The sequence below is a fragment of the Mesorhizobium sp. M7A.F.Ca.CA.001.04.2.1 genome, assembly GCF_003998485.1.
Taxonomy (GTDB): domain Bacteria; phylum Pseudomonadota; class Alphaproteobacteria; order Rhizobiales; family Rhizobiaceae; genus Mesorhizobium; species Mesorhizobium ciceri.
The window spans coordinates 1-12,919 of sequence record NZ_RZQT01000153.1; the positions used below are offsets into that span (position 1 = coordinate 1).

Consider the following 12,919-nt stretch of genomic DNA (forward strand, 5'->3'; position numbering starts at 1 on the left):
CGATTCGGAAGTGCGGCGTTTGCCGGATCACCAAGCAGCATAGGCAAATTCGGGGAGTGCCATTTATGGCGAAGGCGGACGCGTGGGGCGCGCCCGGAGGGACGGTTTTTGCGCATCGTGAGACGCGCGGCGACGGTCTTGCCGGGAATACGCGACTCATCGCCGAACCGGCCTACCGGCGGCTTCTGGCCGCCGAGCCGCTGCTGCGCCGATCAATACCCGTCCTCATCATCACCTTCCTGATCGTCATCGCGGCGTTGCGCGTGCTGTCGCTGATGAACGAGCGCGACGATGTCGAGCGCAATGCCAAGGCGATCCTGACGCTGGCGGCGGGCCAGCTGGCCAGTTCGCTCGCCACCACCTCGGAAACGGTGCCCGGCGCCATACAGGATCTGCTGGAGACCACCAGCCGTCAGGGCGCGATGGGCCGCAGCCATGTGCTTGTCATCACCGACAGCGCTTTCAAGATCGTCGCGGTGACGCCACGCTCGATGCCATGGCAGGGCCATTCTCTGGACGGCCTCGTCGAGGGCGGCCAGCCCTTGTTCATGTTCGGCGATCGTGCCGGCGTCATGGACGTCAACATCGACGGACGGGATTGGTACGCCGCGGTCAGCCTCGCGAATGGCGGAAAGGGTGCATCGGCGGCCCTGGTGCCACAGGACGCGGTTTTCGATGCCTGGCGCAAGACCGTTTCGCTGAACGTCACCCTGTTCGTGCTGACGGCCGGTGTGCTGATCGTCATCCTCTATGCCTATTTCGGCCAGGCGGCACGTGCGCAGGCGGCCGACCGCATCTACCTCGAAGCGCATCAGCGCATCGACATGGCGCTGGTTCGCGGCCGCTGCGGCCTGTGGGACTGGGACATGGTGCGCGGCAAGATGTACTGGTCGCGCTCGATGTACGACATGCTCGGCTACAAGCCTTGCGAAACGATGCTGTCCTTCGGCGAGGTCGATCAGATCATCCATCCCGAGGACGGCGACCTGTTCGAGCTCGCCAACAGAATCGTCGCACGCGAGATCGATCACATCGATCAGGTGTTCCGCATGCGCCATGCCGATGGCCAATGGGTCTGGATGCGCGCACGGGCACAGGTCATCGATCCGGAAGCGCCGGAGATCCAGCTGATCGGCATCGCCGTCGACGTCACCGAACAGCGTCATCTGGCGCTGCGTTCCGAGGCTGCCGACCTTCGCCTCAGAACGGCGATCGAGAACATCAACGAATCCTTCGTGCTGTGGGATTCGACGCAGCACCTGATCATGTGCAATTCCAAATACCAGCAGGACAACGGGCTTTCGGACCGCGACGTGATGCCGGGCACCGCGCGCGCGGCGCTGGAAGAACGCATGCTGGCCTTTGCTTCCGAAAGGCGGCTTGCCCACACCAGCGGCCTGCAGGGCGGCGCCACTTTCGAGCGGCAGTTGGCCGATGGCCGCTGGCTGCAGGTCAACGAACTGAAGACCCGGGACGGCGGCATCGTCTCGGTCGGTTCCGACATCACCCAGATCAAGCTGCACCAGGAGAAGCTGGTCGACAGTGAGCGACGGCTGATGGCAACGATCCATGATCTCAGCCTCGCGCGGCGGGCCGAAGAGGAGCGTTCGCGCGAACTGGTCGACCTCAACCGCAAATACATGAAGGAAACCGAACGGGCCGAAGCGGCGAACCGGGCCAAATCCGAATTCCTGGCCAACATGTCGCATGAGTTGCGCACGCCGCTGAACGCCATCATCGGCTTCTCCGAACTGATGGAACAAGGGCTGTTCGGCCCGCTCGGATCGGAGCGCTACGAGGAATATGCCACCGACATCAACAGCAGCGGCAAGTACCTGCTGGGCGTCATCAACGATATTCTCGACATGTCCAAGATCGAGGCCGGCCAGTTCTCTCTGGACCGGGAAGAGATCGACCTCGGCCCGCTGATCAGCGAAACCGTACGCGTCGTTTCGCTGCAGGCGGCGCAAAAGGCCATCTCCGTGGAAACGCGCATTGCCGATGCGCTGACGCTGGTCGCCGATCGCCGTGCGATCAAGCAGATCGTCATCAACCTTTTGTCCAATGCGGTGAAGTTCACCGGCCAGGGCGGCCACATATCGGTCAGGGCCCGCAACACATCCGGCGCGCTGGTGCTGACGATCGAGGACAATGGCTGCGGCATCCCCAAGGAGGCGCTCGGAAAGCTCGGACGGCCGTTCGAACAGGTGCAGAACCAGTTCTCCAAGAGCCATGCCGGGTCCGGCCTTGGCCTTGCCATCTCACGTTCGCTGGCCGAGCTTCAGGGCGGCGCGCTGAAGATCCGGTCGAGCGAAGGTGTCGGCACGATCGTGTCGGTGCGCATTCCGGTGAAGAAGAGCGTGCTGGCCGTCAAGGTTGCAGCGTGAAGTTTTTATCACCATCCCAGGCCTGATCCACCTCGTGGACGCGAGGTGAAACGCTTTGACAAAGTTATCTATTTTATCTATTTTGGATAAAAAAGAAAGGCCTTGTCATGCGAGTGACTTCAACGGAATTCCAGCAGAATGTCGGGCGTTTTCAGGATGCTGCCCAGCGTGCGCCGGTCGCAATCACAAAGAATGGCCGGACCCACACGGTACTCCTGTCGGCGGCGATGTTCGAGGTCTTGGTCAAGGGACGGGTCGCCCGTCCTGTGGAAGAGCTGGACGACGAGACGCTTAACGCCATCGCCGAAAGCGCCGTATCGAGCGAATATGCCGGGCTTGATGCAATGCTCAAAGACTGGACACCGTGAGCCTACCCAAACCTATCCCGGGTCTGGTGATTTCCTATTCTTACCTCTGGGTGAGAGAACACGAAAAGGGTGCCGAAGAAGGTCGCAAAAACCGACCATGCGCCATTGTCGCCGCGCGCCGGGTCGTGGAGGGCCGTGAAGTCATAACGGTCGTTCCGGTCACACACTCGCCACCAGCTGATCCTGCCGATGCAGTAGAAATACCTGCGCCCCTCAAAGCCTATCTCGGCCTCGATGACACGCCATCATGGATCGTCGTCACCGAAACCAATCATTTCCTCTGGCCGGGTCCCGATCTCAGGCCTATCGCGGGGAGCAAACCGTCCCGATTCGACTATGGCATGCTGCCGCCGCGTTTCTATGCCTATCTGCGCGACCGGATTTTGCAGTCTCACGCAAGCCGGGCGCTGCAGCAGATTCGGCGAACAGAGTAGCTGCATGAGACTGGAGGACCACGAAACGTCCCCGATTCCAAGGGACGATCGCTTCCCGGTCATCCCGTACGAAGCAAAAGGTGGAAGTCTTTCCTGACCTTCTGCGACGTCTCCTTGAGGTGTGCTTCCAGCACACCGAAATCCGGCAGGTCGGTCACCGCCAGAAGCAGATCCGAAAGCCCCGGCGGAACGTCGTCGCGCTCGAAGGCTCCGGTAAGGCACAGCCGCGTCATCTGGGTCAGCGCCAGATAGAGCGCATAGGCGTCGAAAAGCTCCTGCCTCGCCCCGGCATTGGCGAAGCCCGGTGACAGGCGCGAAAGGATTTCGGCGGTACCGGTAACGCGCGGCCCGGCGCCTACCTGCCCGGTGATGACAGCGACTTGGGCGATGAATTCGAGATCGATGAGGCCGCCGGGGATCAGCTTGATGTCCCACAGGTCGCGCGGCGGCTTTTCCTTTTCGATCATGGCGCGCATCTCCGAGGCCTCGGCCATCACCTTTGCGGCGTCGCGCGGCTGACCAAGCACCGCCGCCACTTCCGCTTCAACCTCACTGCACAGGCTGGCGTCGCCAGCTATGGCGCGCGCGCGTGCCAACGCCATGTGCTCCCAGGTCCAGGCTTCCTGGCGCTGGTATTTCTTGAAGGCATCGATATGGGTCGCCACAGGACCCTTGTTGCCTGATGGCCGCAGGCGCAGGTCGAGTTCGTAGAGCACGCCCTCCGCCGTCGGCGCCGACACAGCCGCGATCAGCCGCTGCGTCATGCGGGTGTAGTAATGCGAAGGCGCCAGCGGCTTGTCGCCATCGGACTCCTCGGCGTCCGGCGCGTGGTCGTAAAGCAGGATCAGGTCGACATCCGATCCGGCGGTCAGCTCGCGGCTGCCGAGCTTGCCCATGCCGAGCAGCGCAACCACGCCGCCGGCAATGGTGCCGTGGCGCGCCGCGAATTCGGCCGTCACCGCCTGCAACGCAGCCTCGATGGTGAGATCCGCCAGATCGGAGAAGGCGCGGCCGGCGCGCGCCGGATCGATCGAGCCGGCGAGCAGCCGGACGCCGATCAGGAATTTCTGCTCGGAAGCAAAAATGCGCAGCCGGTCGAGCACGTCCTCATAAAGCCGGTCGCCCTCGACAAAGGCGGAAAGCCGTGCCGACAGATAGGCGCGGTCCGGTAGCTCCGTCAGCAAGGCCGGGTCGAGCAGACCATCGAAGACATGCGGCCGGCGGGTGATGATCGCCGCCAGCCGGGGCGCCGCACCCATGATCGTTGCCAGGAGCTTGAGCAGGGCCGGATTGGACTGCAGCAGGGAAAACAGCTGGATGCCGGCCGGCAGGCCGGCGAGAAATTCGTCGAAGCGCATCAGCGCTTCGTCGGCCCGGCGCGTCTGGCCGAAGGAGCGCAGCAGAGCCGGCGTCAATTCCGTCAGCCGCTCGCGCGCCTCCGCCGACTGAGTGACGCGATAGCGACCGAAATGCCAGCCTCGGATGACGCGGCAGATGTCGCTTGGCCGCTGGAAGCCGAGGCCGTGCAAGGTCTGCAGCGTATCGGGATCGTCGACATCGCCGGTGAAGACGAGATTGCCGATGCCTGTCGAAAGTTCCGGTGCTGTTTCGAACAGTGCCGCGTAGTGGCGTTCGACCTGCTGCAGCGAGGCGCGAAACGCCTGGGAAAAGGCAGGAGCATCGGCAAAGGCGAGCATGCGGGCGATGCGCTCCAAGCCTTCATCATCTTCCGGCAGCGTGTGGGTCTGCTCGTCGGCAACCATCTGCACGGCATGTTCGACGCGGCGCAGGAACCAGTACTGGCGGGCGAGCGCATCGCGCGCCTCGGTGGTGATCCAGCCGCGTGTCGCAAGCTCGCCGAGCATCGGCACGGTCTCGCGGCCACGCAGTTCAGGGAAGCGTCCGCCGGCGATAAGCTGCTGGGTCTGGACGAAGAACTCGATCTCGCGAATGCCGCCGCGGCCGAGCTTGACGTTGTGGCCCTTGACCGCGATCTCGCCATGGCCCTTGTGGGCGTGGATCTGTCGCTTGATCGAATGGACGTCGGCAATCGCCGCGTAATCCATGTATTTGCGCCAGATATAGGGCTGAAGCTCCTTGAGGAAGGCAGCGCCCGCGGCCAGATCGCCGGCTACCGGACGTGCCTTGATCATGGCGGCGCGCTCCCAGTTCTGGCCGCGCGCCTCATAGTAGCGCAGTGCCGCCTCGACCGGGATCGCCAGCGGTGTCGAGCCGGGGTCGGGGCGCAGCCTCAGATCGGTGCGGAAGACATATCCGTGCTCGGTGCGGTCCTGCAGGATGCGAACCAGGCGGCGCGTCAGCCGCGAAAACAATTCGGTGGCGTCGAGCGGGTCGACGACCGCCGGTGCTTCCGGATCGAAGAAAACCACCAGGTCGATGTCCGAGGAAAAATTCAGCTCGTGTGCCCCGAGCTTGCCCATGCCGAGCAGGATCCAACCCGACTGTTTCGACGGGTTGTCGACATCCGGCAGTTTGAGTTTGCCCTGGCCGTGCGCGTCGCGCAGCAGGAAGTCGACGGCGGCACGGGTACAGGCGTCAGCGACGTCGCTCAACCGCCGGACCGTCAGCGCCGTTTCGGCCTCGCCGGCAAGATCGGCCAGCGCAATGAGGAAATGCGCCTCCGCCTTCCACTGGCGCAGCTCCATCATCAAGCCGGATTCCGAAAGGGTTTCCGCCAAATGCGCCTGCTCTATGGCGGCGCCGATCGCTTTCAGCCGAGCCTCGATTGTCTGCTCGAACAGCCCGTCCAGGATTTGCGGCCGGCGACGTGCCGTATCGCGCAGGAACGGCGACAGATCGAAGACGGCGGCGAGGAAATCCTGGCCCTCCCCCTTGCCGGCCAGAAACTTGGCAAGCCGCGTCAGCCCTTCTTCGCGCGCGGCGGAAGCGATCTCGGCCAGTTCCAACCGCGCACGGTCCTTGTCGAGCGGAACAAGCCTGGCCGCCGGCTTCAGCAGCCAATCTTTCGCTCTCGCAGCCGTGCTCATCAGTGATCCTCCCGAACCGGGAAACTCATGACCACGGATAATCCAGGATTGCCAGGCAAGAGTTCAAGCCGGCCATTGTGGAATGTCATGACGGCCTTGGCGAGGCTGAGGCCAAGACCCGAACCCGGTTGCGAACGGCTCTTCTCCAGCCGCACGAAACGTTCCGTGGCACGCGCGCGGTCGCCATCGTCGGGAATGCCGTGGCCATTGTCGGCAACCGACAGGCGAACGTCCGCACCGGCTCGCTCGAGCGTGACGCGCACCGCCGGCTGGGCATTGGCGCCGGTCGAATATTTGATGGCGTTGTCGACGATGTTCGACAGCGCCTGACCGATCAGTTCGCGGTTGCCGTTGACGGACACCGCCTCGTGCGCGTCTGCTTCCAGCGACACGCCTGCCTCTTCCGCCACCGGCTCATAGAGCTCGACGACATCGCGTACGGCTTCCGCAAGATCGACGCGGTTCGTATTTTCAGACGAGTAGCCAGCCTCCAGCCGGGAGATCATCAGGATGGCGTTGAAGGTTTTTATCAACTGGTCCGACTCGGCGATGGTGCCTTCCAGCGCCTGCCGGTAGTCGGTGGGCTTTTGCTTGCCCGAAAGCGTCGCTTCGGCCCGGTTGCGCAGCCGGGTCAGCGGCGTCTTCAGATCATGCGCGATGTTGTCGGAAACCTGCTTCAAGCCTTCGTTGAGCGTGGCGATCCTGGCCAGCATGGCATTGAGATTTTCGGAGAGCCGGTCGAACTCGTCGCCAACCCCCGTCACCGGCAGCCTGCCCGACAGATCGCCGCCCATGATGCGACGGCTGGCTTCCGACACGCTGTCGATGCGCTTCAGCGCAGCGCGGCCGACAAAAAACCAGATCAGCAATCCGCCCAGCCCCATCATGCCGAGCGCCAGCATCAGCGCACGGCGGATGACCGCACGAAACCGTTCCGGCTCGCCAAGGTCGCGGCCGACCAGCATGATCATCTGGTTCGGCAGCCGCAGCACCAGCGCAATGGCGTTGTGGCCTTTTTCGCCCTGCGCCTGCGCATCGTTCTGCTCGGATTGGGTGGTGGTGCCCTGCTCGGCGGGAAGGTTGCGCAGGCGCTCGAGCTCTCCCTCGCCAAAGCGCTGATAAGAGAACGGACTGCTGGTCCAGCCTTCGGTTTCGAGAACGCCAGGTTCGAGGCTCTGCACATTGCCGGTCAGGATCTGGCCGTTGGCGTCGGCGATCAGGTAAAGGTTTGCGCCGGGCTGGCGCGAGCGCGCTTCGACCACGCGGACCAGTACCGGCAGGCCGCCGCGCTGATAGGCGCGGGCAAGGCCGAGCACTTCGTCATTGATGGTCTCCTGCGTCTGCGCGGTCAGCATTCGCGCCGACAGCGAGGTCATGTAGAAGACGAGCGCCACCGCGCAGAGCGCGAAGAGCAGGAAATAGAGCGCCGAAAGCCGCGCTGCCGTCGTCTTCATGATGGCTGGCACGGAAAGAGCCATGCCGCAGCTAACCACTCTTCAGCATATAGCCGGCGCCGCGAACCGTATGCAGGATGGGCTTGTCGAAGCCCTTCTCGATCTTGCCGCGCAGCCGGGAGACATGGACGTCGATGACATTGGTCTGCGGATCGAAATGGTAGTCCCAGACATTTTCCAGCAGCATGGTGCGCGTCACCACCTGGCCGGCATGCCGCATCAGATATTCGAGCAAGCGGAACTCACGCGGCTGCAGCGTTATCTCGCGTGACGCACGGCGGACCGAATGCGACAGCCTGTCGAGTTCGAGATCGCCGACGCGGTAGACGGTTTCCGCTTCCTTGGCACTGGCGCGCCGGTTCAGCACCTCGACGCGGGCGAGAAGCTCGGAGAAGGCATAGGGCTTTGTCAGGTAATCGTCGCCGCCGGCGCGCAAACCCGTGACCCGGTCATCGACCTCGCCGAGCGCCGACAGGATCAGCACCGGCGTCGTGTTGCCCCTGGACCTGAGACCGGCAATGACCGACAGGCCGTCGCGACGCGGCATCATCCGGTCGATCACCATCACGTCGTAGTCGCCGGCGTCGGCGAGCGCAAAGCCGGTTTCGCCGTCACCGGCGACATGCGCGGTGTGACCGGCCTCGGCAAAGGCTTTCTGCAAGTAATCCGCAGCCTCGCGATCGTCTTCTATGACGAGAATCTTCATAGGGCTGTTATACGCGATTTCGCCGGAAGGTTGAGTGGCAGACATCTGCATTGTGGCCTTTGCCAAAGCGCATCGCGACCGAGATCGCTCGAAGCAGTGCGCGATAAAGCTGCTCGCTGCCGATGTCGGTGGCATCGGATCGTTGAAGCGCTTTTGAAATTGTGCGGCAGCGGGCGATGGGAAGCCCGCTGCCGCCGGGGGAAGGCGCGATGACTGACTAACGCGCGCTCCTCCATGCTTTCCCGTACGGCTCGGGGGTGTTCAACCGTCGCACTGGAAAAGTCCAACTTGCCGCCGGAACGCCCTCACCCGCCTCGGAAGGCCAAGAGAACGCTCCGGGGCCGACCTCAGCCCTTGGCGACGGGCAGCGCGACGAAACGATTGGTGTCGTCGCGGGTGATCTGCATCAGCACCGCCTTGCGGCCGGATTTGACCGCTTCGGTCATCGCCTTGGTGACGTCGTCGGTGCCGTTCACTTCGGTCGAATTGACCGATGTGATGACGTCGCCCGGCTGGATGCCGCGATCGGCAGCATCGCTGTCGGGATCGACGTCGGTCACCACCAGCCCCTTGCCGTTTTCGGACTTGGTGACGGTCAGGCCGAGATCGGCCAGCGTGTCGGGCTTTGCCGGAGCGGCAGGCTGCGACTGGTCGACAGAGGCCTGCTTGTCGCTCGAGGGCAGTTTGCCGAGATCGACCTTGACCGTCTGGCTCTTGCCGTCGCGCCACACGGTGACGTCAACCGACTTGCCAGGCGAGTAGGCGCCGATCAGCCGTGCCAGTTCCTTCGGCGAAGCGACGTCCTTGCCGTTGACCTGGGTGATCACGTCACCGGCCGTGATGCCCGCCTTCTTGCCGGGACCATCGTCCTGGGCACTGGAAACCAGTGCGCCGTTGTTGGACTTCAGACCAAGCGACTCAGCGATGTCGGAGGTGACCGGCTGGATTTCGACACCGAGCCAGCCCCGCTGAACGGAACCGCTCTTCATCAGGTCCTGAACGACCTGCTTGGCGGTCGAAGCGGGAATGTCGAAGGCGATGCCGACGCTGCCGCCGGACGGCGAGAAGATCGCGGTGTTGATGCCGACGACCTGGCCGTTGAGGTTGAAGGTCGGGCCGCCAGAATTGCCGCGGTTGACCGATGCGTCGATCTGGATGAAGTCGTCATAAGGCCCAGCGCCGATGTCGCGGCCGCGGGCGGAGACGATGCCGGCGGTGACGGTGCCACCAAGGCCGAACGGATTGCCGACGGCCACCACCCAGTCGCCGACGCGAACCTTGGAGTCATCGGCGAAGTCGACATAGGTAAACTTGCCGACGCCATCGACCTTGAGCACGGCGAGATCGGTGCGCGGGTCGGTGCCGATCAGCTTGGCATCGAGTTCCTTGCCGTCATTCATCACCACGGTGAAGGCCGAGCCTTCCGAAACGACGTGGTTGTTGGTGACGAGATAGCCGTCATCCGAGATGAAGAAGCCGGACCCTTGTGCAACCGGCCGCGGCTGGTCGTTGTTGCGGTCGCGATGGCTGAAGCGCCTGTTGCCGCCACCCTGGCCGTCCTGATCACCAAAGCCGCGGAATTCCTTGAAGAAGCGGCGCAGTTGCGGATTGTTGGGCAGGTTGTTCATGCCATCCTGATCGTCGGACGGGTCCGAGCCGTCATCGGCGGCCGGGCTGATCTTGGCCTTGACCTTGACGCTGACAACAGCGGGAGAAACCCGCTCGACGACATCGGCGAAGCCCGGTACCTGCGGCGCCTCGACGCGCACGGCATCGGCCAGAACAGGGCTGGTTCCGCTGGTCAGCGCACCGACGCCGATCGCACCGGCCACGGCGACAGACGCGACGGCAGCCATGAGACGCTTGCGGGTGACGGAATATGAACGGGGGGCAATATTCATGGATCTCGTATCCTCTTTCCAAATGGACGCTGCTGATGGGCATCCTCAAGCAAGAGAATTAGAGTGGCGCACATTACAGCGCCATTTCCGACACATGAAACTTTGGTAATGTTTTGGGGTCGGGGGACGCACAAACCCGTTGGCCGCGATGCCCTATGTGCTATCTTGTACACAACTCAGCACAAGGCTTTCATAAATGACAGCAAGCACGCCTGGCGGATCGTATTCGTGAAATGGGCCGAGGCCTTGGTGATATGGCGACGGGCCGGCCAGGCCGAGTAACAGGCACATATGAGACGTTCATCAGCCGCCTGCCCCACACCACATCATTGCCTATGAGTTGCGCCCGATCGCTGGCCGTCAGAGCGTCGTTATCCTGCGCGTCATTCGCACGTCGCGGGACTGGCCCTCGGAGGAATGGCCGAGCTAATTGCCTAGTATCTTGTCCAGCGCCGCCTGTTCCTCAGTGGTCAGCGCATTGGTTGCCAGCGAGCGACGCGACCGCGCGGTCAGCACGATGAAAACGCCTCCCACCAGCAACAGCAGGACAGGCGTGCCCCACAGCAATGCATTGCGCAGGTCGAAACGCGGCTTGAGCAGCACGAACTCGCCATAGCGCGAAACCACGTAGTCCATGACCTGCTGGTCAGTGTCGCCGGCGACGAGGCGCTGACGCACGAGGACGCGCAGGTCGCGGGCAAGGTCGGCATCGGATTCGTCGATCGACTGGTTCTGGCAGACCATGCAGCGCAAGCCTTCCGAAAGCGCCCGAGCCCGCGCCTCAAGTGCAGGATCAGGCAGCATCTCGTCAGGCTTCACCGCCAAGGCCGTGCCGGCAAAAAACAGCGCCAGCAGCAGGATAATGGAGGTCAGCGAAAGCCGTGCGTTCATGGCAGGGTCGCGGATGGCACCACGCTCGCCTGCTTGCGCCGTCGCGACGGCGCGCCGACGCGCAGGCGCCGGTCCATCAGCGACATCGCCGCGCCCGCCATCATCATCAGGCCACCGCCCCAGATCAACGTCACCAGCGGCTTCCACCACAAACGCACGACGACCGAACCATCTTTGCCCTCGTCGCCGAGCGAGATGTAGAGCTGCGAGAAACCGATCGTCCTGATGCCGGATTCCGTCGTCGTCATCTGCCGCACCGGATAAAACCGCTTGGCGGAGCTGATTTCGCCAACAGGGCTACCGCTGACGCCGATCAGCTCGAAGCGGCCGCGATCCTCGCTGTAATTCGGTCCCTGGGCCGGATAAAGCCCGACGAAACGCAGCGTATGGCCGGACAGTTCGACGGTCTCGCCGGCATGCATCGACAGGATCTTCTCGGTGCCGAAGCAAAGTGTGCCGACGATGCCGAGCGTGGTCAGGCCGAGGCCGAGGTGAGCGAAGGCTGTGCCGAAGACCGAACGCGGCAAGCCGAGCAAGCGCCGGACCATGATCCCCGTTGCGACGGTCCGAAAGCCCGATTTGACGGCGAGATCGGTGAGCGCGCCAAGGATCAGCCAGACGGCAAGGCCTACGCCCAGGGCTGCGAACACCGAGGCGCCGTCGATGAACAGAGCGGTGACCAGCGTCGCCAGCAGCGCCGCTGCAAAGGCCACCATCAGGCGCTGCGCGACGGCGAAGACATCGCCGCGCTTCCAGGCCAGCAACGGCCCGAACGGAACCACGAGCAGCAGCGGCACCATCAGCGGCCCGAAGGTGAGATTGAAGAACGGCGCGCCGACCGAGATCTTGTCGGCTGAAAAGGCTTCGACGGCGAGCGGATAGAGTGTGCCGACAAGCACGGTCGCCGTCGCCGTGGTCAGGAACAGATTGTTGAGGACGAGTGCCCCTTCTCGGGAAATCGGGTGGAACAGGCCGCCGGTCGTCAACCGGGAAGCGCGCAGCGCAAACAGCGCCAGCGAGCCGCCGATAAACAGCGTCAGGATGCACAGGATAAACACGCCCCGGGTCGGATCGGTGGCAAAGGCGTGCACCGAGGTCAGCACGCCCGAACGCACGAGGAAGGTGCCGAGCAGCGACAGCGAAAAGGTCAGGATGGCGAGCAGCAGCGTCCAGATCTTCAGCGCCGAGCGCTTTTCCATGACAATGGCCGAATGGAGCAGCGCGGTGCCCGCCAGCCACGGCATGAAAGACGCGTTCTCGACTGGATCCCAGAACCAGAAACCGCCCCAGCCAAGTTCATAGTAGGCCCAGTACGATCCCATGGCGATGCCGCCGGTCAGGAACATCCAGGCGACCAGCGTCCACGGCCGCACCCAGCGCGCCCAGGACGCGTCGATGCGGCCTTCGATGAGAGCGGCGACCGAGAAGGAAAAACAGATCGAGAAGCCGACATAGCCGAGATAGAGGAACGGCGGGTGGATGGCGAGGCCGAGATCCTGCAGGATCGGGTTGAGATCGCGGCCTTCGATCGGCGCCGGATTGAGCCGGATGAACGGATTGGACGTCGCCAGAATGAACAGGAAGAAGGCGGCGCCGATGGCGCCTTGCACCGCAAGCACATTGGCGCGCAGCGTCGCCGGCAGGTTGGAGCCGAAAGCGGCGACGAGTGCGCCGAAGAAGGTCAGGATCAACACCCAAAGCAGCATCGAGCCTTCATGATTGCCCCAGGTTCCGGTGATCTTGTAGATCAACGGCTGCAAGGAATGCGAG

9 protein-coding genes and 1 pseudogene are annotated in these 12,919 nt (G+C 63.4%); 4 read left to right on the forward strand and 6 right to left on the reverse strand.

Translation table 11 applies throughout. The features are described from left to right. The first annotated feature begins 65 nt into the window (after positions 1 to 65). The 3 genes from EN955_RS30005 to EN955_RS30015 all read left to right on the forward strand — a co-directional run bounded on the left by EN955_RS30005 (position 66) and on the right by EN955_RS30015 (position 3,189). Positions 66 to 2,387 carry a PAS domain-containing sensor histidine kinase gene (locus EN955_RS30005; RefSeq protein WP_024505281.1) on the forward strand — a complete coding sequence of 774 codons (2,322 nt, stop codon included), beginning with the start codon at positions 66 to 68 and terminating at the stop codon, positions 2,385 to 2,387. A 107-nt stretch (positions 2,388 to 2,494) separates the two neighbouring features. Then, positions 2,495 to 2,755 (forward strand): type II toxin-antitoxin system prevent-host-death family antitoxin, encoded by a 261-nt coding sequence (locus EN955_RS30010; RefSeq protein WP_013532628.1) that lies wholly within the window; start codon positions 2,495 to 2,497, stop codon positions 2,753 to 2,755. Continuing rightward, entirely contained in the window at positions 2,752 to 3,189 is a 438-nt protein-coding gene (locus EN955_RS30015; RefSeq protein WP_032899661.1) for a type II toxin-antitoxin system PemK/MazF family toxin, read from the forward strand. The genes EN955_RS30010 and EN955_RS30015 overlap by 4 nt, the downstream gene beginning before the upstream one ends. Positions 3,190 to 3,248: 59 nt before the next feature. On the opposite strand, the gene EN955_RS30020 is transcribed toward EN955_RS30015, so the two are convergent. The 4 genes from EN955_RS30020 to EN955_RS30035 form a co-directional block, all read right to left on the reverse strand. Continuing rightward, positions 3,249 to 6,197, reverse strand: coding sequence for a bifunctional [glutamine synthetase] adenylyltransferase/[glutamine synthetase]-adenylyl-L-tyrosine phosphorylase (locus EN955_RS30020; protein WP_024505282.1), 2,949 nt, complete (start codon positions 6,195 to 6,197; stop codon positions 3,249 to 3,251). Further along, on the reverse strand, positions 6,197 to 7,675 hold the full coding sequence (locus tag EN955_RS30025; protein WP_024505283.1) for a HAMP domain-containing sensor histidine kinase: 1,479 nt from the start codon (positions 7,673 to 7,675) through the stop codon (positions 6,197 to 6,199). The genes EN955_RS30020 and EN955_RS30025 overlap by 1 nt, the downstream gene beginning before the upstream one ends. 7 nt (positions 7,676 to 7,682) lie before the next feature. After that, positions 7,683 to 8,357 carry a response regulator transcription factor gene (locus EN955_RS30030; RefSeq protein WP_023812818.1) on the reverse strand — a complete coding sequence of 225 codons (675 nt, stop codon included), beginning with the start codon at positions 8,355 to 8,357 and terminating at the stop codon, positions 7,683 to 7,685. Between the two features lie 347 nt (positions 8,358 to 8,704). Continuing rightward, positions 8,705 to 10,258 (reverse strand): Do family serine endopeptidase, encoded by a 1,554-nt coding sequence (locus EN955_RS30035; RefSeq protein ID WP_013532632.1) that lies wholly within the window; start codon positions 10,256 to 10,258, stop codon positions 8,705 to 8,707. Positions 10,259 to 10,464: 206 nt separating this feature from the next. Here EN955_RS30035 and EN955_RS35975 point away from each other — a divergent pair. Next, positions 10,465 to 10,688: pseudogene (locus EN955_RS35975) on the forward strand (type II toxin-antitoxin system RelE/ParE family toxin); the annotation flags it as partial. Here the strand turns inward: EN955_RS35975 and EN955_RS30045 are convergent. Together EN955_RS30045 and EN955_RS30050 are read right to left on the reverse strand one after the other, a co-directional pair. Continuing rightward, positions 10,685 to 11,149: a cytochrome c-type biogenesis protein gene (locus EN955_RS30045; RefSeq protein ID WP_024505284.1), complete on the reverse strand. Its 465-nt coding sequence runs from the start codon at positions 11,147 to 11,149 to the stop codon at positions 10,685 to 10,687. The pseudogene EN955_RS35975 and the gene EN955_RS30045 overlap by 4 nt on opposite strands. Next, positions 11,146 to 12,919: heme lyase CcmF/NrfE family subunit (locus EN955_RS30050; RefSeq protein WP_164769926.1), on the reverse strand; the 1,774-nt coding region annotated here is incomplete at its 5' end. The genes EN955_RS30045 and EN955_RS30050, both read right to left, overlap by 4 nt.

Bases quoted from the DNA above. Each gene is read 5' to 3' on its own strand.
- EN955_RS30005 (WP_024505281.1), top strand. From the start codon at position 66: ATGGCGAAGGCGGACGCGTGGGGCGCGCCCGGAGGGACGGTTTTTGCG.
- EN955_RS30010 (WP_013532628.1), top strand. From the start codon at position 2,495: ATGCGAGTGACTTCAACGGAATTCCAGCAGAATGTCGGGCGTTTTCAG.
- EN955_RS30020 (WP_024505282.1), bottom strand. From the start codon at position 6,197: ATGAGCACGGCTGCGAGAGCGAAAGATTGGCTGCTGAAGCCGGCGGCC.
- EN955_RS30025 (WP_024505283.1), bottom strand. From the start codon at position 7,675: ATGGCTCTTTCCGTGCCAGCCATCATGAAGACGACGGCAGCGCGGCTT.
- EN955_RS30030 (WP_023812818.1), bottom strand. From the start codon at position 8,357: ATGAAGATTCTCGTCATAGAAGACGATCGCGAGGCTGCGGATTACTTG.
- EN955_RS30035 (WP_013532632.1), bottom strand. From the start codon at position 10,258: ATGAATATTGCCCCCCGTTCATATTCCGTCACCCGCAAGCGTCTCATG.
- EN955_RS30045 (WP_024505284.1), bottom strand. From the start codon at position 11,149: ATGAACGCACGGCTTTCGCTGACCTCCATTATCCTGCTGCTGGCGCTG.